17 protein-coding genes, 26 tRNA genes and 1 pseudogene are annotated in these 21,484 nt (G+C 33.4%); 39 read left to right on the forward strand and 5 right to left on the reverse strand.

Features of this window, described 5'->3' with window-relative positions; all coding sequences use genetic code 11:
- Positions 1-26: 26 nt before the first annotated feature.
- From KA926_RS09325 to fumC, 35 genes are all read left to right on the forward strand, one after another.
- Positions 27-102: transfer RNA gene (locus KA926_RS09325), tRNA-Val, on the forward strand.
- 8 nt (positions 103-110) lie between these two features.
- A tRNA-Thr gene (locus KA926_RS09330) sits at positions 111-186 on the forward strand.
- 6 nt (positions 187-192) lie between these two features.
- Positions 193-268, forward strand: a tRNA-Lys gene (locus KA926_RS09335).
- Between the two features lie 13 nt (positions 269-281).
- A tRNA-Leu gene (locus KA926_RS09340) sits at positions 282-363 on the forward strand.
- Between the two features lie 3 nt (positions 364-366).
- A tRNA-Gly gene (locus KA926_RS09345) sits at positions 367-441 on the forward strand.
- Between the two features lie 7 nt (positions 442-448).
- Positions 449-537 (forward strand) — tRNA-Leu (locus KA926_RS09350).
- 12 nt (positions 538-549) lie between these two features.
- Positions 550-623 (forward strand) — tRNA-Arg (locus KA926_RS09355).
- Between the two features lie 26 nt (positions 624-649).
- A tRNA-Pro gene (locus KA926_RS09360) sits at positions 650-723 on the forward strand.
- A 25-nt stretch (positions 724-748) separates the two neighbouring features.
- Positions 749-824 (forward strand) — tRNA-Ala (locus KA926_RS09365).
- Positions 825-853: 29 nt separating this feature from the next.
- Positions 854-927: transfer RNA gene (locus KA926_RS09370), tRNA-Met, on the forward strand.
- 26 nt (positions 928-953) lie between these two features.
- Positions 954-1,027, forward strand: a tRNA-Ile gene (locus tag KA926_RS09375).
- A gap of 9 nt (positions 1,028-1,036) precedes the next feature.
- Positions 1,037-1,129, forward strand: a tRNA-Ser gene (locus KA926_RS09380).
- Positions 1,130-1,168: 39 nt separating this feature from the next.
- Positions 1,169-1,261, forward strand: a tRNA-Ser gene (locus tag KA926_RS09385).
- 13 nt (positions 1,262-1,274) lie between these two features.
- A tRNA-Met gene (locus tag KA926_RS09390) sits at positions 1,275-1,348 on the forward strand.
- An 11-nt stretch (positions 1,349-1,359) separates the two neighbouring features.
- Positions 1,360-1,435: transfer RNA gene (locus KA926_RS09395), tRNA-Asp, on the forward strand.
- A 15-nt stretch (positions 1,436-1,450) separates the two neighbouring features.
- Positions 1,451-1,523: transfer RNA gene (locus tag KA926_RS09400), tRNA-Phe, on the forward strand.
- A 10-nt stretch (positions 1,524-1,533) separates the two neighbouring features.
- Positions 1,534-1,609 (forward strand) — tRNA-Thr (locus KA926_RS09405).
- A 7-nt stretch (positions 1,610-1,616) separates the two neighbouring features.
- A tRNA-Tyr gene (locus KA926_RS09410) sits at positions 1,617-1,700 on the forward strand.
- 11 nt (positions 1,701-1,711) lie between these two features.
- Positions 1,712-1,785: transfer RNA gene (locus KA926_RS09415), tRNA-Trp, on the forward strand.
- 2 nt (positions 1,786-1,787) lie between these two features.
- Positions 1,788-1,860 (forward strand) — tRNA-His (locus KA926_RS09420).
- Positions 1,861-1,872: 12 nt separating this feature from the next.
- Positions 1,873-1,944: transfer RNA gene (locus KA926_RS09425), tRNA-Gln, on the forward strand.
- A gap of 7 nt (positions 1,945-1,951) precedes the next feature.
- A tRNA-Cys gene (locus tag KA926_RS09430) sits at positions 1,952-2,025 on the forward strand.
- 8 nt (positions 2,026-2,033) lie between these two features.
- Positions 2,034-2,108 (forward strand) — tRNA-Gly (locus KA926_RS09435).
- Positions 2,109-2,124: 16 nt separating this feature from the next.
- Positions 2,125-2,199: transfer RNA gene (locus KA926_RS09440), tRNA-Gly, on the forward strand.
- Between the two features lie 17 nt (positions 2,200-2,216).
- Positions 2,217-2,291, forward strand: a tRNA-Gly gene (locus tag KA926_RS09445).
- 41 nt (positions 2,292-2,332) lie between these two features.
- Positions 2,333-2,415 (forward strand) — tRNA-Leu (locus tag KA926_RS09450).
- A 473-nt stretch (positions 2,416-2,888) separates the two neighbouring features.
- Positions 2,889-3,956: a PTS sugar transporter subunit IIC gene (locus tag KA926_RS09455; protein ID WP_210144176.1), complete on the forward strand. Its 1,068-nt coding sequence runs from the start codon at positions 2,889-2,891 to the stop codon at positions 3,954-3,956.
- Positions 3,957-4,284: 328 nt separating this feature from the next.
- Positions 4,285-5,748: an ABC transporter substrate-binding protein/permease gene (locus KA926_RS09460; protein ID WP_064263714.1), complete on the forward strand. Its 1,464-nt coding sequence runs from the start codon at positions 4,285-4,287 to the stop codon at positions 5,746-5,748.
- Complete coding sequence (locus KA926_RS09465; protein ID WP_210144178.1) at positions 5,741-6,463, forward strand: amino acid ABC transporter ATP-binding protein; 723 nt, start codon at positions 5,741-5,743, stop codon at positions 6,461-6,463. The genes KA926_RS09460 and KA926_RS09465 overlap by 8 nt, the downstream gene beginning before the upstream one ends.
- A 159-nt stretch (positions 6,464-6,622) precedes the next feature.
- A complete protein-coding gene (gene queG, locus KA926_RS09470) occupies positions 6,623-7,750 on the forward strand; it encodes a tRNA epoxyqueuosine(34) reductase QueG (protein WP_210144180.1) in 1,128 nt (375 codons plus the stop codon).
- Between the two features lie 5 nt (positions 7,751-7,755).
- Positions 7,756-8,226, forward strand: a complete 471-nt coding sequence (trmL, locus tag KA926_RS09475; protein WP_107386552.1) for a tRNA (uridine(34)/cytosine(34)/5-carboxymethylaminomethyluridine(34)-2'-O)-methyltransferase TrmL — start codon at positions 7,756-7,758, stop codon at positions 8,224-8,226.
- Positions 8,227-8,405: 179 nt separating this feature from the next.
- A complete protein-coding gene (locus KA926_RS09480) occupies positions 8,406-9,005 on the forward strand; it encodes a sugar phosphate isomerase family (RefSeq protein ID WP_107384706.1) in 600 nt (199 codons plus the stop codon).
- A 24-nt stretch (positions 9,006-9,029) separates the two neighbouring features.
- Positions 9,030-9,215: an SAS053 family DNA gyrase inhibitor gene (locus KA926_RS09485; RefSeq protein ID WP_107384707.1), complete on the forward strand. Its 186-nt coding sequence runs from the start codon at positions 9,030-9,032 to the stop codon at positions 9,213-9,215.
- A gap of 292 nt (positions 9,216-9,507) precedes the next feature.
- Entirely contained in the window at positions 9,508-9,921 is a 414-nt protein-coding gene (locus tag KA926_RS09490) for a hypothetical protein (protein WP_181187692.1), read from the forward strand.
- Positions 9,922-10,119: 198 nt separating this feature from the next.
- A complete protein-coding gene (fumC, locus tag KA926_RS09495; RefSeq protein ID WP_210144182.1) occupies positions 10,120-11,505 on the forward strand; it encodes a class II fumarate hydratase in 1,386 nt (461 codons plus the stop codon).
- A gap of 168 nt (positions 11,506-11,673) precedes the next feature.
- Here the strand turns inward: fumC and KA926_RS09500 are convergent, their stop codons facing one another.
- On the reverse strand, positions 11,674-12,501 hold the full coding sequence (locus KA926_RS09500) for an RluA family pseudouridine synthase (protein ID WP_210144183.1): 828 nt from the start codon (positions 12,499-12,501) through the stop codon (positions 11,674-11,676).
- 191 nt (positions 12,502-12,692) lie between these two features.
- On the opposite strand from KA926_RS09500, the gene KA926_RS09505 reads away from it, so the two are divergent.
- The 3 genes from KA926_RS09505 (at position 12,693) to KA926_RS09515 (ending at position 15,852) form a co-directional block, all read left to right on the forward strand.
- On the forward strand, positions 12,693-13,802 hold the full coding sequence (locus KA926_RS09505) for a GAF domain-containing sensor histidine kinase (RefSeq protein WP_107386063.1): 1,110 nt from the start codon (positions 12,693-12,695) through the stop codon (positions 13,800-13,802).
- A 21-nt stretch (positions 13,803-13,823) separates the two neighbouring features.
- The gene (locus KA926_RS09510) at positions 13,824-14,447 is read left to right on the forward strand and encodes a response regulator (RefSeq protein WP_210144185.1); all 624 of its coding nucleotides are present in this window, start codon (positions 13,824-13,826) and stop codon (positions 14,445-14,447) included.
- Between the two features lie 121 nt (positions 14,448-14,568).
- On the forward strand, positions 14,569-15,852 hold the full coding sequence (locus KA926_RS09515) for a dicarboxylate/amino acid:cation symporter (protein ID WP_210144186.1): 1,284 nt from the start codon (positions 14,569-14,571) through the stop codon (positions 15,850-15,852).
- A gap of 199 nt (positions 15,853-16,051) precedes the next feature.
- Here the strand turns inward: KA926_RS09515 and KA926_RS09520 are convergent, their stop codons facing one another.
- The 4 genes and pseudogenes from KA926_RS09520 to KA926_RS14195 form a co-directional block, all read right to left on the reverse strand.
- A complete protein-coding gene (locus tag KA926_RS09520) occupies positions 16,052-16,366 on the reverse strand; it encodes a hypothetical protein (protein WP_224396796.1) in 315 nt (104 codons plus the stop codon).
- A 184-nt stretch (positions 16,367-16,550) separates the two neighbouring features.
- The gene (gene pflA, locus KA926_RS09525) at positions 16,551-17,300 is read right to left on the reverse strand and encodes a pyruvate formate-lyase-activating protein (RefSeq protein ID WP_210144188.1); all 750 of its coding nucleotides are present in this window, start codon (positions 17,298-17,300) and stop codon (positions 16,551-16,553) included.
- Positions 17,301-17,323: 23 nt separating this feature from the next.
- Positions 17,324-19,573 carry a formate C-acetyltransferase gene (gene pflB, locus KA926_RS09530; RefSeq protein ID WP_210144190.1) on the reverse strand — a complete coding sequence of 750 codons (2,250 nt, stop codon included), beginning with the start codon at positions 19,571-19,573 and terminating at the stop codon, positions 17,324-17,326.
- Between the two features lie 285 nt (positions 19,574-19,858).
- Positions 19,859-20,051 (reverse strand): annotated as a pseudogene (locus tag KA926_RS14195) (IS3-like element ISLmo1 family transposase); the annotation flags it as partial.
- A gap of 725 nt (positions 20,052-20,776) precedes the next feature.
- Between KA926_RS14195 and KA926_RS09535 the strand changes: the two are divergent.
- On the forward strand, positions 20,777-20,974 hold the full coding sequence (locus tag KA926_RS09535; protein WP_107384716.1) for a hypothetical protein: 198 nt from the start codon (positions 20,777-20,779) through the stop codon (positions 20,972-20,974).
- Positions 20,975-21,484 lie beyond the last annotated feature (510 nt).

Genomic DNA, 21,484 nt, shown 5'->3' on the forward strand with positions numbered 1-21,484 from the left:
TAGGACGTTGCCAGGCAATTATAAATGGAGGATTAGCTCAGCTGGGAGAGCATCTGCCTTACAAGCAGAGGGTCGGCGGTTCGAACCCGTCATCCTCCACCATTTAATTTGCCGGCCTAGCTCAACTGGTAGAGCAACTGACTTGTAATCAGTAGGTTGGGGGTTCAAGTCCTCTGGCCGGCACCATGTTTAGAGCCATTAGCTCAGTTGGTAGAGCATCTGACTTTTAATCAGAGGGTCAGAGGTTCGAATCCTCTATGGCTCACCATTAAACAAATATCGCGGGTGTGGCGGAATTGGCAGACGCACTAGACTTAGGATCTAGCGCCTTACGGCGTGGGGGTTCGACTCCCTTCACCCGCATTTGCAGAAGTAGTTCAGCGGTAGAATACGACCTTGCCAAGGTCGGGGTCGCGGGTTCGAATCCCGTCTTCTGCTCCATTATTTTGCCGGGGTGGCGGAACTGGCAGACGCACAGGACTTAAAATCCTGCGATGAGAGATCATCGTACCGGTTCGATTCCGGTCCTCGGCACCATCTTTGAATTAAGCGCCCGTAGCTCAACTGGATAGAGTGCTTGACTACGGATCAAGAGGTTATGGGTTCGACTCCTATCGGGCGCGTAATTAATGCTTCATCCTATGAAAAACGGGAAGTAGCTCAGCTTGGTAGAGCACTTGGTTTGGGACCAAGGGGTCGTAGGTTCGAATCCTGTCTTCCCGATATCTGCTAAAATAAATTTTAAAATGGGGGCTTAGCTCAGCTGGGAGAGCGCCTGCTTTGCACGCAGGAGGTCAGCGGTTCGATCCCGCTAGTCTCCACCATTTATTATTGATTCAAACTAAATTACAACGGCGGTGTAGCTCAGCTGGCTAGAGCGTACGGTTCATACCCGTGAGGTCGTGGGTTCGATTCCCTCCACCGCCACTATTATTAGTTGTAAATTATACTCTGGACCTTTAGCTCAGTTGGTCAGAGCTAACGGCTCATAACCGTTCGGTCGCAGGTTCGAATCCTGCAAGGTCCATATAATTTTGGAGGAATACCCAAGTCCGGCTGAAGGGATCGGTCTTGAAAACCGACAGGGGCTTAACGGCCCGCGGGGGTTCGAATCCCTCTTCCTCCGCCATTTTATTACAATTTAATAATTTTATTATCATATATTTATGGAGGAATACCCAAGTTCGGCTGAAGGGATCGGTCTTGAAAACCGACAGGAGCTTAACGGCTCGCGGGGGTTCGAATCCCTCTTCCTCCGCCATTAATATCATTATCGCGGGATGGAGCAGTTCGGTAGCTCGTCGGGCTCATAACCCGAAGGTCGGTGGTTCGAATCCGCCTCCCGCAATTACATAATTTGGTCTCGTAGTGTAGCGGTTAACACGCCTGCCTGTCACGCAGGAGATCGCGGGTTCGATTCCCGTCGAGACCGCCATTATTTTAATATTATGGTTCAATAGCTCAGTTGGTAGAGCAATGGATTGAAGCTCCATGTGTCGGCAGTTCGACTCTGTCTTGAACCATTTTATACAAGCCGGCCTAGCTCAACTGGTAGAGCAACTGACTTGTAATCAGTAGGTTGGGGGTTCAAGTCCTCTGGCCGGCACCATTTTCATGGAGGGGTAGCGAAGTGGCTAAACGCGGCGGACTGTAAATCCGCTCCTTCGGGTTCGGCAGTTCGAATCTGCCCCCCTCCACCATTTAATTTAATAGGGGCATAGTTCAAAGGTAGAATAAAGGTCTCCAAAACCTTCGATGTGGGTTCGATTCCTACTGCCCCTGCCATGGCGGTTGTGGCGAAGTGGTTAACGCATCGGATTGTGGTTCCGACACTCGTGGGTTCGATTCCCATCAGCCGCCCTTATTTATTAATGGGCTATAGCCAAGCGGTAAGGCAACGGACTTTGACTCCGTCACGCGCTGGTTCGAATCCAGCTAGCCCAGTTTTATTGGCGGCATAGCCAAGTGGTAAGGCAGAGGTCTGCAAAACCTTTATCACCGGTTCAAATCCGGTTGCCGCCTCCATGAATTATGCGGGAGTAGTTCAATTTCTAGAACACATTCCTTCCCGGAATGAGATATAGGTGCAAGCCCTATCTTCCGCTCCATTTAATTTAATATCATGCGGGAGTAGTTTAACTCTTAGAACACATTCCTTCCCGGAATGAGATATAGGTGTAAGTCCTATCTTCCGCTCCATTTAATTTTTATATTATGCGGGAGTAGTTTAACTCTTAGAACACATTCCTTCCCGGAATGAGATATAGGTGTAAGTCCTATCTTCCGCTCCATTATCACTTCCTGATTGGAAGTTTTTTGTTTATAACATTGAGCCAGCGTGGCGGAATTGGCAGACGCGCGGGACTCAAAATCCCGTTCCTTTTTGGAGTGTCGGTTCGATCCCGACCGCTGGTATAAATAGCGAATTAGTATTTCTCAGAAACCTCATTATTATGGGGTTTCTTTTTTTATGGATTTCATTAAATACCATTGACTTTAAATATTTTGAACATTGAATAGCTACAAAATATTGTGAAAATTATTGGCCTGCAAGGGTGTAGAAATTTTATTTTTGCTTGATAATCTAATTATCAGTTTAACAATACATACTTACTCTACTGATTTTGTAAATAATAGGAAAGTTTGTTGTACATTTATTACATTGATAGTTTTTTAGTTATTTAAACTTTTTTCGCAAAATTTAAGTTGTCAATTTGTTAGAAGTGAACTGACAATTAAAAATTATTTCTTATTCAAACGGTGAGCTGTTATATATTATAAGATACTGTTAAATATTTAAATCTTGGTTTTTAATATTAAACTTCATATTGTAGTTTAGTCGAAAATATAATATTATAAGTCTAATGTTATATTTGGAGGATACAAGAATGGTAAAATCTAGCACAGCCAAGGTTACAAGGAAAACATTTTTTAGTAATATTTTACAAGCTGTTGGAGCAGGTGTAGTCATAGCATTAATACCTAATGCATTATTAGGTGAATTTTTAAAGTTTTTTAAAGAAGGCAACCAATTACTAGAAACTATTTATCAGTTAGTCGTTTTGATTCAATCATTTATGGCATTTATAATTGGTGTTTTAGCAGCGCATCAATTTAAATTTAGCGGTGCTGGTGCCACGATGATAGGAGTTTCTGCTATGATCGGTAGTGGTGCTGTTAAGATGACACCGGATGGATTTTTACTTAATGGCATTGGTGATATCATTAATACTATTTTAGTTGTAATGATATCTTGTTCTTTATATTTGTTATTACAAAATAAATTAGGGTCACTGGAAATGATTTTGTTACCTGTTATTATTCCTGTTATAAGTGGATTTATAGGTTTGTTTACGTTAGGTTATGTATCAAATGTCACTAAAGGAATTGGTCATGTAGTAAATGCATTTACAGAGTTAAATCCATTGATGATGTCTATATTGATATGTGTCACATATGCTTTGTTGATGGTTACACCAATATCTGTAGTTGCTATTGCAACGGCAATTAGCTTATCTGGTTTAGGTAGTGGTGCAGCTAATATGGGTATTGTAGCAGCTTGTGTGACTTTTTTATTTGGTTCAATTAGAGTTAACGGTGCTGGCGTCAATTTAGTATTGATTATTGGGGCAGCTAAGATGATGATTCCTGTTTATTTTAAACATTTAATTATTGCAATACCATTAATCATTAATGGCGTGATTGGTGGCTTAATAGCTTATTTTATTGGAATTAAAGGTACACCAATGTCTGCTGGTTTTGGTTATACTGGTTTGGTTGGACCTATCAATGCGTTTAATCGAATGGATGGAGATCCGACCATGAATATTATTTTATTAGTATTTGGATATTTTATAATACCATTTGTATCAGCATTCTTTGTGCATGAAATTTGTAAAAAAATGATGCGTAAATATACAGATGATATTTATAAATTTGAAATTCCTAAGCAGTAACAAAGTTTTACAATCACATAGATAATAAATAGTTAAGCGTTTTATCTATCTTTCAATATTATAATGCATGTTTATAACAGTCATTATACATATTAATTGATATAAATTTTGAAATCAGAACGACGAGCTAAAAAACACCTTCATATTAAATGGAGGTGTTTTTTTAATATATATAGAATATAGCTGTCAGTTGACGACATCAAATATACCATTTTATGTAATCATACGAACATGAACTTTTAAAATTAAGAAAAATATACAAACCTCTTATTGAATATTTTTGCGTAATTATGTATAATAATAAATATTATAGAAAGGGGATTAATAGATGAAACAAATATTGAAAGTGATTACTGTTTTTTCATTCCTTATAAGTACTTTAATTATTTACATAAATCCAGAAGTAAATGCTAGTGAAAAAGATCAATGGCATAAAATTAAAGAGCGTGGTGAATTGCGTGTTGGTTTATCAGCTGATTATGCACCATATGAGTTTGAACATAATGTTAATGGTAAATCAAAGTATGCAGGCATTGATATTGATATCGCAAAAAAGATTGCGAAAGATAATCATTTAAAATTAAAAATTGTAAATATGCAGTTTGATAGTTTATTAGGTGCGATACAAACTGGTAAAATTGATATCATTATTTCTGGAATGACACCTACACCAGAACGTTTGAAAGAGGTGGATTTTTCAAACCCTTATATGACAGTCGATCAAAAAATGATTATTAAAAAGTCTGAGGCAGATCGTTTCAAAACAATTGAAGATTTTGCGAATAAAAAAATAGGTGTACAAAAGCAAACACAACAAGAAAAAATTGCGCAAACTGAAATCGATAATGCACAAATTCAATCTTTAACACGTGTACCTGAAGTTATAATGTCATTGAAAAGCGGAAAAGTTAATGGAATGGTAATTGAAGGGCCAGTTGCAGAAGCATATTTAAAACAAAATAAAGATTTAACTTTTGCTAATGATGTTAAGTTTAATGAAGGTAGAAAAGAAACGGCAATTGCCTTACCTAAAAATTCTCCCATGCTTATGGATAAATTAAACACCTCTATCAAAGATGTTAAAAATAAAAATTTGCTGGAAGATTATAAAGCGTCAGCTGCTGATGCAATGCAAAAAGATGACGGTAATTTCTTTACGAAATATGGCAGCTTTTTCTTAAAAGGAATTAAAAACACGATTTTAATTTCTATAGTTGGAGTCGTTTTAGGTGCTGTATTTGGTGCATTTATTGCATTATTAAAATTAAGTAAAGTGAAAATATTGAGATGGATTTCTTCAGCTTATATTGAATTTTTAAGAGGCACTCCTTTATTAGTTCAAGTATTTCTAGTTTATTTTGGTACCACAGCAGTTTTAGGTCTAGATATCTCAGCTTTGATATGTGGTATGATAGCACTTGTTATAAACTGTTCAGCTTACATTGCTGAAATTATAAGAGCTGGTATTAATGCAGTTGATAAAGGACAAACTGAAGCTGCAAGAAGTTTAGGACTTACATATGGTCAAACAATGAAATCAGTTATTTTGCCACAGGCTGTAAAAAACATATTACCAGCTTTAGGTAATGAGTTTGTTACTGTTATTAAAGAATCATCAATTGTATCCGTAATAGGTGTTAGTGAAATAATGTTCAATGCACAAGTTGTACAAGGAGCATCATTTGATCCATTTACACCGCTCATTGTAGCTGCAATATTATACTTTATACTTACATTTACTTTATCAAGAGTGATGTATTTCTTCGAAGGGAGATTGAAAGTTAGTGATTAATATTAAAAATTTATATAAATCTTTTGGAAAAAATGAAATTTTAAAAGGGATAAATCTAACGGTGGATAAAGGTGATGTTGTTGCTATAATAGGTCCTTCAGGTAGTGGTAAAAGTACACTTTTACGCTGTATAAACCTTCTTGAAACCCCTTCAAGTGGTGAAGTGATATTTAAAGATCATAGTTTAACAAATGAAAAAACTAAATTAGAAACACTAAGACAACAGATGGGTATGGTTTTTCAAAATTTTAATTTATTTCCACATAAGAAGGTTATAGACAATATCATATTGGCTCCTAGTTTATTAAAAAAGGGTAATCAAAGAGATTTGAAAAAGGAAGCAATGGATTTGTTGAAAAAAGTTGGATTAGAAGATAAGGCTAATGCATATCCTGCTCAATTATCGGGTGGGCAAAAGCAAAGGGTTGCTATTGCTAGAGCTTTAGCAATGAATCCAGAAGTACTTCTGTTTGATGAGCCCACCTCAGCACTAGATCCTGAAGTGGTTGGTGATGTTTTAGAAGTAATGAAAGATTTAGCCAAAGAAGGTATGACTATGGCAGTTGTAACACACGAAATGAATTTTGCAAAAGACGTGAGTGATAAAGTTGTATTTATGGCTGATGGTGTCATTGTGGAATCAGGTACACCACAAAATATTTTTGAGCAACCACAACATGATAGAACTAGAAACTTTTTAGCACGTGTTTTATAAATATAAAATCAACCAAGGTGTTTGGCAATGGATTATTGTAATTCATTCATAGCACCTTGGTTTTTTTAATAAATATTGAAAATTGGATTATCGAATTCTCTTATTAATAATGAATATGTTAAACTATAGAATGTATGTTTTTAAGGTGGGGTGTGAAAAATGAATGTAGATCAATTGAAACAAGATGTCATAGACTATGCTCACTCAATTGGTATTGATAGTATTGGTTTTACCACGGCTGATCCATTTGATGAATTAAAGCAAAAATTAGTTGATTATCATGAAAAGGGATATGCCTCTGGATTTGAAGAACCAGATATTGGTTTGCGTACTGAACCTAAGTTAACATTGCCTACTGCAAGATCTATTATTGCTATTGCTGTTGGTTATCCCAATAAATTAAAAGGTGCACCTAGAAGCGTGCGTGGAGACAGAAGAGGTATGTTTGCAAGGGCATCTTGGGGCCAAGATTATCATTCAATCATGAGAAAACGTTTAGATAAATTAGCTGAGTATTTAGAGGCTAGAGTCCCAGATGTGGAAATTAAATCTATGGTTGATACGGGTGTGTTGTCAGACCGAGCTGTTGCAGAACGCGCAGGATTAGGTTATGTAGGTAGAAATGGATTTGTCATAAATCCAGATCTCGGTACTTGGACTTATTTAGGAGAAATGTTAGTTAGTGTTCCTTTTCCTCCTGATGACCCAATCATTGATAGTTGTGGAGATTGTACAATTTGTGTTGACCGTTGTCCAACAGGAGCTTTAGTTGGTGATCGACAACTAAATAGTCAAAAATGTATTAGTTTTTTAACACAGACAAAAGGTTACATGCAAGATGAATATCGATATAAAATTGGTAATCGACTTTATGGCTGTGATACATGTCAACAAGTTTGTCCAAGAAATCGTGGTATTAATACACAGCATGATGATATTGTGTTAGAACCAGAAACATTAAAACCAAGGTTAGTACCATTATTACAAATGAGTAATAAAGAGTTTAAAAATACTTACGGTCATTTAGCAGGTGCTTGGAGAGGTAAAAAACCAATTCAAAGAAACGCAATTCTAGCGTTAGCACATTTTAAAGAGGAAACTGCGATACCCGAATTACAAGAAGTCGCATTAAATGACCCAAGGCCTATGATTAGAGCTACAGCTTATTGGGCAATTGGACAAATTCAGGGAGAGCAAGCAAGACCATTTATTGAAGCACACTACGACAGTGAATTAGAGGAAGTCCAACATGAGATGTTAAAAGGACTAGATATGAGGAGAGAATAAAAAGCATGACGAACCACATTGTATTATTTCAACCACAGATACCCGGAAATACGGGTAGTATCGCTAGAACCTGTGCCGGTACATATACACATTTACATCTAATAAAACCATTAGGATTTAGTACAGATGACAAGATGTTGAAAAGAGCAGGATTAGATTATTGGGATTCTGTAAATATTAGTTATTATGAAAATATAGAATCGTTTTTTGAAAGTACGGAAGGTGAATATTACTTATTAACTAAGTTTGGTGAAAAAACTTATTCTGATTTTGATTTTACTGATGAAGATGAAAATCATTATTTTATTTTTGGTAGAGAAACTACTGGCTTACCTGATTGGGTAAAGGAGAAATATAAAGATACAGCATTAAGAATCCCAATGAATGATAATATAAGATCATTAAATTTATCAAATACTGCATCTTTACTTATTTATGAAGCGTTGAGACAACAAAATTTTCCAAATTTACATTAAATTATATATTAATCGATGAAAAACGACTTTGACATTTGTATAATGAAGATAAAGCTAAAAATAGTTTTTGAAAATTTAGTTGATTATTAAAATTATATAGTTTATGAAGATAGCTTCAAGGGTATTATTATAAATAATGCTAGAACGCGTCTTAAAAGATTAAGAGGAGTGTAATAACTATGGCAATGAACTTTAAAATTTTAGAAAACGAAAAAAGTGTGGCAGAATACGCTGCAGATATTTTAAGAAAACAGTTTAACAATAATCCAACTACTATAGCAGGCATACATCTTTCTAATGATAATGCACCAGTATTAGATGAATTAAAGAAAAATGTAGATGATCATGCAGTAGATTTTAGTCAAATTAATATATTAGATTATGATAGCAATAAGTCTTATTTTGAAGCGTTAGGTGTACCAGAAAGTCAAATATATAGTGTTTCATATGGTCAAGATACAGAATCATTTATAAGTGATAAAATCAAAACTAAAGAAAATAAAGGTAAATTGATTACACAAATACTGTCAATAGATACAAATGGTAAACTAAATGTAAGTATCAATCATGGTCTCTTTTCTGCAAGAGAAGTAATTTTAGTGATTACTGGTTCTGAGAAAAAAGATGTTGTGCATAAATTATATGAAGAAAATGGTAAAACTTCATTTGAGCCATCTGATTTGAAAGCACACCGCATGGTGAATGTTATTTTGGATGAAGCTGCTGCAGAAGGACTTCCTGAAGATGTTCGTCACTATTTCACTGCACGTTTCGCATAAAATTAAAAATGTGAGGTGTAACTAATGACAAATGATAATGCTAATAAACAGTATTCTAACCATGAAACAGAACCCAAAAATGAAATGGTCGATGATTTTGAAGATATCGTAGAATTGGGAAAAGAAATGGAACAAATTTCTGAAGAAAATGATGAAGATAAACTAGATAAATCACATGATTCAAATGTACGTTCTGATTTAGATAATTAAAGTGTTACGTTTATTTAATAAGTGATTAAATAGTATCTATCAAAGCCTAAATGACATTCTATGAGTACTACTTACAAACAAAATCATTATTTCTTTTATAAATAATTGGAAGCGAGTAAGTGATGATCAAATATTAAAAAATTTGATGTCCTTCTCGCTTCTTTTTATATTTATTTAATCAATGTGCCAAGTTATTTGCTTATGGTTATATGAATAATAAAAAAACAATGCCAACATAAATTTGATTATGTTATTATTAAATCATTATTTGAATTAAGGAGTTATCATTAATATGTTAAGTAACTATTGGAAATACCTCATGATAAGTGCTGTGATTGTAAATTTAATTTCTATAAAAGGCTTTCCTATGGCCATTGGAGCAATATATCTGCCAATCTTATTTAAAATTATTCAACTACAAATCAACTTGTCACATGGACTGGTAGATAAAGTAAATGCTTCTACATTTGTAAAAAGTAATCAAACTGGGATCATTATTAGTGTATTATGTTGTATTGTTATAACAGTATTGTTATTTAAGCCGCTTGGAGGTTTTTATAATAGTTTAACTGGGTTTTTAGGGCTTCTTGTCACAGTTAGTCCTGTGACTATGATTATTGGAGCAATTCTTTTAGTTTTAACTGCAATAGGTATTATACAAGCAGCAAAGGTGAAATTTAACGATGTAACAATTACAAAAGAATAATGAATAGATGTATAAACCAGGAACTAAAAATTAGTTTCTGGTTTTTTTCATGCTAGCAACTAATTAATTAAGCTTTGTAAATCGTTGTTATTAATCAGACATTTTTTATGTAATGAAAACGCTATATTAAGAGATTGCTCAGTTAAATTAATTAATGCTATACTAAAGTTAAATACATATTGAAGGGGAGATTTTTAAATGTCAGTTAGAATTGAACATGATACATTTGGTGAAATAGAAGTACCTGCAGATAAATACTGGGGTGCACAAACAGAAAGAAGTAAACGTAACTTTCCAGTTGGAAAAGAACAAATGCCAATTGAAGTTGTTTATGGATTTGCTCAATTAAAAAGAGGGGCAGCATTAGCCAATCATGAGTTAGGAAAACTAAGTGACGCAAAAAAAGATGCTATTGTTCATGCATGTGATCGTATATTAAACAAAGAATTGGATGAACACTTCCCATTAGTCGTTTGGCAAACAGGAAGCGGTACACAAAGCAATATGAACGTCAACGAAGTTGTGAGTTATGTTGCGAATATGTATCTCAAAGAACAAGGTAGCGATGAGTCAATACATCCAAATGATGATGTGAATAAATCTCAAAGTTCAAATGATACTTTCCCTACTGCGATGCATGTTGCACTATATAATGAAATTGAAGTAAAACTTGAACCTGCATTAAAATCATTACGTGATACTTTTAAAGAAAAAGAAGCAAAGTTTAATGATATTATAAAAATCGGACGTACTCATTTACAAGATGCTACGCCTATTCGTTTAGGCCAAGAAATAAGCGGATGGCGTTATATGTTAGATAAATGTGAAACATTACTTAGTGAATCAAAAGCGCATATTTTAAATTTAGCAATCGGGGGTACTGCAGTAGGTACCGGTATTAACGCTCATCCAGAATTTGGTGATAAAGTTGCTAAATTTATTTCAAAAAATACTGGGTATCCATTTGTATCATCTGAAAATAAATTTCATGCATTAACTGCGCATGATGAGGTCGTTCAATTACATGGTTCTCTCAAAGCTTTAGCTACTGACTTAATGAAAATTGCAAATGATGTGAGATGGTTAGCGTCTGGACCACGTGCTGGGCTTGCTGAAATTTCTATACCAGAAAATGAACCTGGTTCATCTATTATGCCTGGTAAAGTCAACCCAACACAATGTGAAATGTTGACGATGGTTGCAGTTCAAGTTATGGGCAATGACACTGTGGTTGGTATAGGTAGTTCACAGGGGAATTTTGAATTAAATGTCTATAAACCTGTGATTTTGCATAATACATTGCAGTCTATATATTTATTGGCGGATGGCATGCAAACATTTAACGATAATTGTGCAGTAGGCATTGAACCAATTGAAGAAAACATTGATAATTATTTAAATCAATCACTAATGTTAGTAACAGCATTAAATCCTCATATTGGGTATGAAAAAGCTGCTAGCATAGCTAAAAAAGCCCATCGAGAAGGTTTAACATTAAAAGAATCTGCCATCCAATCTGGATATTTAACTGAAGAACAGTTTAATAAGTGGATTAAACCGGAAGATATGGTTGAACCTAAATAAATTTAAAATCTTAAGGTATATCAATATCTTTGATTAACGACGAAACGTCAATTTCTATTAAAATGAAATAGAAATTGACGTTTTTTCATTTATTTTGAGTCATTTGAACTACAATGTTGTTCGCGCGATAAAAGCTATAGAGAGAATTGAAAATTCAACCTATCTCTTTTAAATTTCATCATCTAAACTAACTGATATTTTTTCTTGTGTTAATGGGTGAATAAATTCAATTTTATAACTATTCAATTGGAGTTGTCTTAAAGTTGAATCACCGTATAGTGGATCTCCAATAACTGGATGTCCAATTTCTGCTAAATGCACACGTATTTGGTGTGTTCGACCCGTGTCTAATTTCAAATCGACTTCACATACATTTTCTTTGACCATATTCGAAGACAAAATGTGTGTAATAGCAGATTGTCCTGTAGTAGATACTCGGCGCTTGTTCGAATGAAATTTATCTTTACCAATAGGCGCATTAATGGTTTGTGGTTTAATAGGTAACAAGCTATGTACCTTTGCTTTATAGATACGGTCTATTTTATTTTCTTCTAACATACGATCTAGGATTTTTTTCATTAAAGGATTTTTAGCAACAATTAATAAGCCCACAGTTTCTTGATCTAAGCGATGTATCGGTTCTGCATAGTTACTATTGATTGTATATATCACATGATTCATTAATGTATTACTTTCTTTTAAATCATTAGGATGCGTTTTAACCCCTTTAGGCTTCATAACGATTGCTAAATCATTGTCTTCATAATAAATTTGTGCATATCGATAACTTGGTAAATAATTACTTTTTTCTTCTGGTGTTGGAATGTAAACTTGATCTCCTGTATGTACTTGTGACGTGAGTTTTGCATTTATATCATTGATTTTAATCTCTTTTGACATATTTAAATTGTGTAAATCTTTTTTTGGTAATTGTAATTGCTGGAAAATTTCTCTAAGTGTTAATTCATCATAATTTTCTGGGATTTGAAATTTCATAATATCCTCCTCTTTAATCAATTATTATCATACCATAAACACGCTGTTAAAAATATTAGACCCAGAGATTGATTTAATAATTTTTTACATTGTTTTAATTCAAGTAAAAAGGAATTATTTATCTATTTTTAAATGTTTTACAAACTTGTATAATGTATGTAAATAGTGTTGTTAAAGAATGGACTGGTTAAATGGAAAAACCGACAAGATTAGCATTATTAAAAGAAATTGCTGAATTTTTAAATGAAGAAACAGAAACATATAGTATGCTACAAGGCGCATTAAAATCGTTGATTGATGGTAGTGAATTTACTACGGGCTGGATTTTCTTCATTGATGATGTGGGGCAACATGAGCTCGTATCATATAATGGTTTACCAGGAGCATTGGAAAATAATCATTGTCAATATATGCGAAAGGGTACGTGTTGGTGTGTTCAAGCATATCAAAATAAAAAGTTAACGAAGGCTTCAAATATTATAAATTGTTCGAGAATTAATTTAGCCAATCGGGCTTATCATGAAGAAACTGACGGTATTACACACCATGCTACTGTACCGTTAAGGTCTGGCGAAGAGCAATTTGGGTTACTCAATGTTGCAACACCTTATACAAGGAGATATAGTGCAGAAAACTTAGAGTTATTAGAATCTGTTGCATTGCAAATCGGATCTGCAATAAAAAGGATTCTCTTAACCGATCAAGAAAAAGAAGCTGCGCGTATTAGTGAACGTAATAGATTAGCTAGAGATTTACATGATTCAGTAAACCAAATGCTTTTTTCTGTTAAATTGACAGCACACGCAGCATTAGGGATGACACAAGAAAAGGTTTCTCGTAAGGCATTCCAAGTGATTGAAGATACAAGCCAACAAGCAGTAAATGAAATGAGAGCTTTAATTTGGCAATTAAAACCCGTTGGTTTAGAACAAGGATTAGTTAGTGCACTAAAACAGTATAGTGAATTACTACAGTTAGAGTTAATTGTTAAAGTGGATGGTTTAATTAAACTTCCAAGTCAAATCGAGGAAAATGTTTATAGAATTGTTCAAGAAGCAATGAATAATACGAAAAAACATAGTGAAACCACTCAAGTTCGATTAGATTTAGTTCAAGCGGACAATTATTTATTGGTAACAATCTCTGATTTTGGCAAAGGTTTTGATAAACATAAGTCAAATCTTTATCATTCGCATGGCTTGAATAATATGAAACAAAGGACTAAACAGATAAATGGTAAATTGACAATTGAAGGTGAACCAAACAAAGGTACAAAAATTCATATCTCAATACCATTATAAAGTTTCGAAAGGAAGGTCAAGATGAATCGAATCATTTTGGTAGATGATCACCATATCGTAAGACAAGGTTTAGAATTTCTATTATCAACAGTTGATGATATAGAGGTTGTTAAAGGCTTTTCAGATGGCAAATTATTTTTAAGTTATTTGGAAGAGCATGAATTACCCGATATTGTATTATTAGATTTAGTGATGCCTAATATGAATGGTATAGAAATCACTGAAATTATGAAGCGAAAATATCCCGAAGTAAAAATATTAGTGCTAACCAGTTATGTAGATGATGAACATGTGATTTCGGCAATTGATAAAGGCGCCGATGGTTATGAAATGAAAGATGTTGAACCTGAGAAGTTGATTAAAACAATTAAAAATGTATTGTCAGGTGAAAAAGTTATCCATCCACAAGCCCAAAGTGTGATGGAATCTGTAAGCAGTAAACCGCACTATACAAACAAACTATCTAAACGTGAATCTGAAGTATTGACAGAAATGGCAAAGGGTAAAACAAATAAAGAAATTGCGGAAACTTTATTTGTCTCAGAAAAAACTGTTAAAACACATGTAAGTCACATATTTGCTAAATTGCAAGTATCTGATCGCACACAAGCGGCTATTTATGCTATGCAGAATAATCTTATATAATATATTAGATGTTATGTAAATATTATTTTACATAGCATTTTTTTATTGAATATATACTTTTGTTTCAAAATGTATAATATTACTATATACTATATCTAATAAACATAAAGGGGATGTTATTATGAAGACTAAAAATCTTTCATTGAAAATTGTTATAGCGTTAATTCTCGGTATAGCAATAGGCTCCATACTTAACATGTTTGCGCAATCGAGTTTTGTAGTCAACGTTGATAAATATGTCTTCAATGTTATTGGGCAAATTTTTCTGAATTTAATTTTCATGTTAGTGGTGCCTGTTGTGTTTGTTTCAATTGTGTTAGGTGTAGTAGGTGTGGGTGATCCTAAATTACTAGGTGGTATTGGGTTGAAAACGATTAGTTTCTTTTTAACTACTACTGCAATAGCTATTATTATTGGGATTACTTTAGCTTTAGTTTTACAACCGGGTGAAGGGAAATCAGATTTATTAAAAAGTGAAGATGTTTCAAGTTATCAAAAAACATTAGATAAAGAAGATAATTCACAAAGTTCTGCTGCAAAGCAATCGTTTGATCAAACACTGATCAATCTTTTTCCTAAAAATCCATTACAAGCCATGAGTGAAGAAAATATGTTGCAAATTATTACATTTGCCATTTTCATAGGGGTTGGTTTGATAATGGTTGGTTCGAAAGCTGAAGCGGTACATCGGTTATTTGAGCAAACCAACGAAGTTTTAATGTATATTGTAACGATGATCATGAGCGTATTTGCACCTATAGGTACTTTTGGTCTTGTTGCACATGCATTTACAGGGGCAGGATTTGGAGCTATCCAACAACTTGGTATGTATTTCTTTATAGTGCTTCTAGCGCTATTTATCCATTTCTTCGTTGTATATGGTTCAGCGGTGAAATTTGTGGCTAAATCAAGTCCACTAAAATTCTTTAAGGGGTTTCTTCCTGCAATAACACTTGGTTTTAGTGCTTCGAGTTCCACTGCAACCTTACCAGTATCACTTAAATGTACAAAAAATATGGGTGTTAGACCAGAAGTAGCATCTTTCGTACAACCTCTCGGTGCAACAATAAACATGGATGGAACGGCAATCATGCAAGGTGTTGCGACAATATTTATTGCACAAATCTCAGGTGTAGAGCTTTCATTTATGCAAATTATAACTGTTGTGGTCATCGCTGTTGTAGCATCTATTGGTACAGCTGGCGTACCTGGGGTTGGACTGATTATGTTAGCAATGGTTTTAAATGCCGTTGGATTAGATCCAGCAGCAATTGGTATTATTTTAGGTATTGATAGATTATTGGATATGACACGAACATCTGTCAATATTACAGGTGATGCCGCTTGTGCGCTTATCATTTCAAAAGCTGAAGATAAAAAATTAGCTGCTAGAAATGAAAGTTAATAAAATAATAGATATAAATATAAAGAATTTAAAATCTGAGAGTGGCTCTAACGTTTATATGTTTTGGCCACTCTTTTTAGTTGATATACATGAGAAGTGTTGCAAAATAGATGTTGATATATAAAAGTAGTATTTGTCTTTATAAAAAAACTAAACTATCACAATGATAGCTTAGTTTCAGATTAACCTAATGAGTTACTTATTCAGAAAGAAGTACATTATATAACTCTACAAATTTTTTGCCATCTTTTCTTGGAACCTGGTCAAAAAGCCAAGGCTCTCCGTCTGATTCCATAATAGTTATTCTAAAAGGGGTTAAGGATAGACCAAATTTAACACTTTGAAGTTCATCAAAAGGGAATAAACTTTTGATTTCATGGTTTTCAATTATTCCTTTTGCTTTAAACGTAATTTTATCATTATACAGCGTCAAAATTCCTGGAATCATTTGAGCATTAATAAATTTCATAGAAGCACTGATAGAAATTAGTTTTGTTGAAGTATGAGTATTCAAATGAACATCCCCTTAAAATTTGTTTCTGTTAATATATCATTTTGAAAAATATTATTCAATTTCATGTTCAATAGCAAAAAATAAAAGTAGCGAATGATATCTACATTTCAAATGATATCATTCACTACTTTTTTGATGTGCTACATTTTAATAACCGCAATAATTTTAATGTGTCAGAATAAAGTTAAATAGGGGTGTAACCTTTAAAATTTACATATTGATATGCTTGTTTTACTTCAGCCTCAGTAGGTGCATCTATATGCTTTAACGCATAAGTTATACCTAGTGATTGCCATTTATGCACACCTAATTGGTGATATGGCAGTATTTCAAAGCGCTCAACGTTATCGAGTGAATTTATAAATTCACCTAACCGCATCAAATCTTGTTTATTATCTGTAAGACCTGGCACTAGCACATGTCTTATCCAAACAGGCTGTCTTTTACGAGAAAGTGTTTTAGCAAAGTTTAATATATGTGTATTAGGTTGGCCAGTTAATTCCTTATGTTTAGCATTATCAATATGTTTAATATCTAATAATATTAAGTCTGTATATTTTAATAAAGCATCTAATTGCTTTTCAAAAGTGGGTGTATTTTTCGCAGTACCAGCTGATGTATCTATACAGGTATGAATATCATATTTTTTTAACGATTGAAATAGGGTGGTTAAGAATTTGATTTGTAGTAAAGGCTCACCACCACTTACTGTCACACCTCCATTTGATGCATCAAAATATGGTTTGAAAGGTATTATTTCGTTTACCATTTCATCAACTGTAACTGCGCGTGTATAGTCATTTATTTTCCAAGTGTCAGGATTATGACAGTATAAACATCTTAGTAAACAACCTTGTGTAAATAAAATATAGCGTAATCCTGGACCATCAACGGTACCCAAACTTTCAACAGAATGTAAATGTCCTTTTAACATATATAGGCCGCCTTAAATTCAAATTACATTTTTTCATGGAAAGTACGTGAAATCACATCTAATTGTTGTTCTCGTGTTAATTTAATAAAGTTAAAGGCATAACCAGAAACACGAATCGTTAATTGTGGATATGCTTCAGGGTGTTCCATTGCATCTAATAGTGTTTCCCTATTAAATACATTAATGTTTAAGTGATGTCCGTGTTGCATTGCATAGCCATCCAACATACTTGTGAGATTTTTACATTGATCATTACTTTCCTTACCTAGTGATTTTGGAACGATGCTAAATGTGTTAGAAATACCATCTTTACAACAATCATAAGGTATTTTTGCTACGGTACTAAGTGAAGAAAGTGCGCCTTTTTGGTCACGTCCATGCATAGGGTTTGCACCTGGTGCAAATGGTTCTCCAGCTTTACGACCATCTGGTGTATTTCCAGTCTTCTTACCATATACAACATTTGATGTTATCGTTAATACACTCATTGTATGTTCCGAATTGCGATAAGTTTTATGACTACGTAATTTTGTCATAAAGCGTTCTACAAGGTCTATCGCTAAATCATCGACACGTGCATCATTATTGCCATATTTAGGAAAATCACCTTCAATTTCAAAATCTGTAACAATACCATTTTCATCTCGAATAGGTTTTACTTTTGCATATTTGATTGCAGATAATGAATCTGCAGCAACAGAAAGACCAGCTATACCTGTAGCCATTGTTCTAATGATATTTGTATCGTGCAATGCCATTTCTATACGTTCATAACTATACTTATCATGCATATAATGAATAATATTAAGTGAATTAATATATACTCCAGCTAACCAATCCATCATTTTATCAAATTTTTCAAATACTTCATCATAATCTAGGATTTCTATTTTTATACTTTCATAGGCAGGCCCAACTTGACGTCCTGATTTTTCATCTACTCCTCCATTAATAGCATATAATAATGTTTTTGCTAAATTAGCACGAGCGCCAAAAAATTGCATTTGTTTACCAATTGTCATAGCAGATACACAACATGCAATACCATAATCATCACCATAAGATTCTCTCATTAAGTCATCATTTTCATATTGAATTGCACTTGTTTTAATACTCATTTTTGCGCAATATGTTTTAAAATTGTCAGGTAGGCGAACTGACCATAATACTGTGAGGTTTGGTTCAGGTGCTGGACCTAAATTATCTAGTGAATGTAAGAATCGGAATGAGTTTTTAGTTACTAATGCACGTCCGTCAATACCTACACCACCGATTGATTCTGTTACCCAAGTAGGATCACCAGAGAATAACTCATTATAGTCAGGTGTTCGCGCGAATTTTACGATACGTAATTTCATAATAAAGTGGTCTATGATTTCTTGCACTTCACGTTCTGTAATCAATCCATTGTTTAAATCTCTTTCAGCATAGATATCTAAAAATGTTGAAGTACGACCTAAGCTCATAGCTGCACCGTTTTGTTCTTTAATCGCTGCTAAATATGCTAAGTACAACCATTGTACTGCTTCTTTAAAGTTATAAGCTGGGCGACTTAAGTCAAATCCATAAATATTACCTAATGTTTTCAATTCATTTAATGCTCGGTATTGTTCAGACAATTCTTCGCGTAATCGAATGACATCTTCTGACGTTTCTTTAGACATATTGTTGAAATCTTCCATTTTTTTCTGCATTAGGAAGTCTACACCATATAAAGCGACTCTGCGGTAATCTCCAATAATACGTCCACGACCGTACGCATCTGGAAGTCCAGTAATGATCCCAGCCTTTCTGCAATTTAGCATTTCTTTGGAGTATGCATCGAATACTCCTTGGTTATGCGTTTTACGATAGTCAGTAAATATTTTTTCAGTTTCACTATTTAAATCATAACCATACGCTTCACAAGCTGCTTTGGCCATGCGAATACCACCAAAAGGTTGCATTGAACGTTTGAATGGTTTATCGGTTTGGACACCTACTATGCTTTCTAATTCTTTATTTAGATAACCTGCCTCGTGAGAAGTGATGGTAGAAGGGATTTTTGTGTCCATGTCCCACATACCACCGCGTTCACGTTCTTCTTTAGACAATTGCATGACTTGATCCCAAAGCTTAGTTGTTGCTTCTGTAGGACTTTCTAAAAATTGATCATCACCTTCGTATAATGTGTAATTTAGTTGAATAAATTCTCTTACATCTACATGATGTTGCCAGCGACCTTTTTTAAAATCATTCCATGCTGTGGATTGCATATTATTTTCTTTTAACATATCATTACCTCCAAAAGTATGTTATTTTTTTCACAATAATTATATCATTTGTTTTGTTAAAAAAATCACAAAGTTTTTGAATAATTTTAATCTAAAATGTGAAAGCTTTTGGAATCTGTATTAAAAAGTAATACACTTAAGGTATGTTATAGGTCTGTTATAGAACAGTTTTAAAAGTGTATAATTAATTAAGATTTAATAGAAAAAGCTAAACATAGTAGTTTTGAAAGTAATTTTCGACAATATCTATGACAATTTAATTAGAGTTATTAAGCCCGTTGTTTAATATAACGTTTCACACTTTAGCGAGGAATGGAAACATTCGATTAAGGCATTATCAGCTGGAATTCCCTTGGGGGGACATGCTTCGGGTAATGATTTTTTCTTCGCATAATTTATAATATTCATATGATGTATACACACTTAATTAATTGCTATGAAATAGGCATCCATTAGGTATTTTTATTTGGTTTAAGGTAAGTAAGTAATATCTAAGGTATGAATACATCACAATTAATGATTGAAGATTATGAAATTAAAGTTGCTAAAGCCCACATACAGAACAACTTAAGTTTAGATAATTGCCATTTATATTAATGAAAATAATAAATATAAATGATTAGATAAATAAAAATTGAAAGGATTTTCAAAAAACCTTTTTACTTTCAGACTTTTCTGATAGTGTTGTATCCAAGTTTCAATGATTTTGTAATATTATTGTGACATAATAGAAAGTGGTTTTTATTTATCATTATAGTAGGATCAGGGGTAAGTAAAGATAATGTTAAATTAAGTCAGCCTACCGAAAGCGCATTGCATATTAAGTAAAGTGACGGGGTTACAAGTACTCAAAATGACAATGGCGTAGTAACTTGAAAAGATCAGAATGGTAAAACTGAAAAGTTACCTACAGAAGCAAAAGATAAAGATGATAAAGACATAGTATTAAAATAAAAAGAAACAAAAGATGGATATGATATCCAAGTTTTAGATAAGAACCAAAAAGAAGGATGGGCTAAATGTACTCTAGGCACAACTGGTGGAACAGGCACTGGTGGACTAGGTGGAGCAGGAGTCAGTTCAGCGGTACCTGGAATTGGTACGGTTGCTGGTGGAATAGTAGGTGGCGTTTCTGGAGCTGCTACTGGAGCTGCTACTGGAGCTGCTGCATCTTGTTTCTAAATAATTATTAGGAGAATTGATATGGAAAATTCTATATTTTGGTCTAAAAAATTCATACCAGTTTATTTTATTGTTGCATTTTTAAGCTTTGCTTTATTTAAGTTTTATATACAAACAGATAATTATTCAGTATATATTCTTATAATTTTAGTATTTGGCTTAGGTATTGCATCATGCATATATAATTTTAAAAAAGATAATAATCAACATTCTAACTAAAGTTGATTTAGGCGCTTATATTAATTTATAAGTGCTTTTATTTATACTGTGATAAATTTGACGAATAGAGTTAATCTCTTAAGTAGTTGAATTAACTTCATCACATTTGTGTTTCTAACGATAATAAGTTGATTTTGAAATATTAAATAATTTTAATACTAGTTTAATTGAATATCTTAAGTTCAATGCTTCAACGACTTGTATAATTATTTTGGCTCAACTTCCTTTCCAATTCCTTGTACTTTTTAAAACATCAATTTCAGCTTTTTGCTTCTGTTTTATATTCTTAACTTTTCTTCATTATTTAATTATCCAATATCCTTACCATATAAATATTGTTTACCAACTTGTTGGTAGAATCTATGGGTTTTATCATTTCCACCAAGTTTTCACTTGTGAACTTTTTCTAATGTTTAATGTTTCCATCATTTCGCTTGAACTGTAACCTTCATTTTCATTTCTAATGAGTAAGCAACTCCTTTCATAGAAAAAAACACCTCCGTATTTTTC

It is taken from the genome of Staphylococcus sp. GDY8P94P (assembly GCF_017892255.1).
GTDB classification, from domain to species: Bacteria; Bacillota; Bacilli; order Staphylococcales; family Staphylococcaceae; genus Staphylococcus; species Staphylococcus cohnii.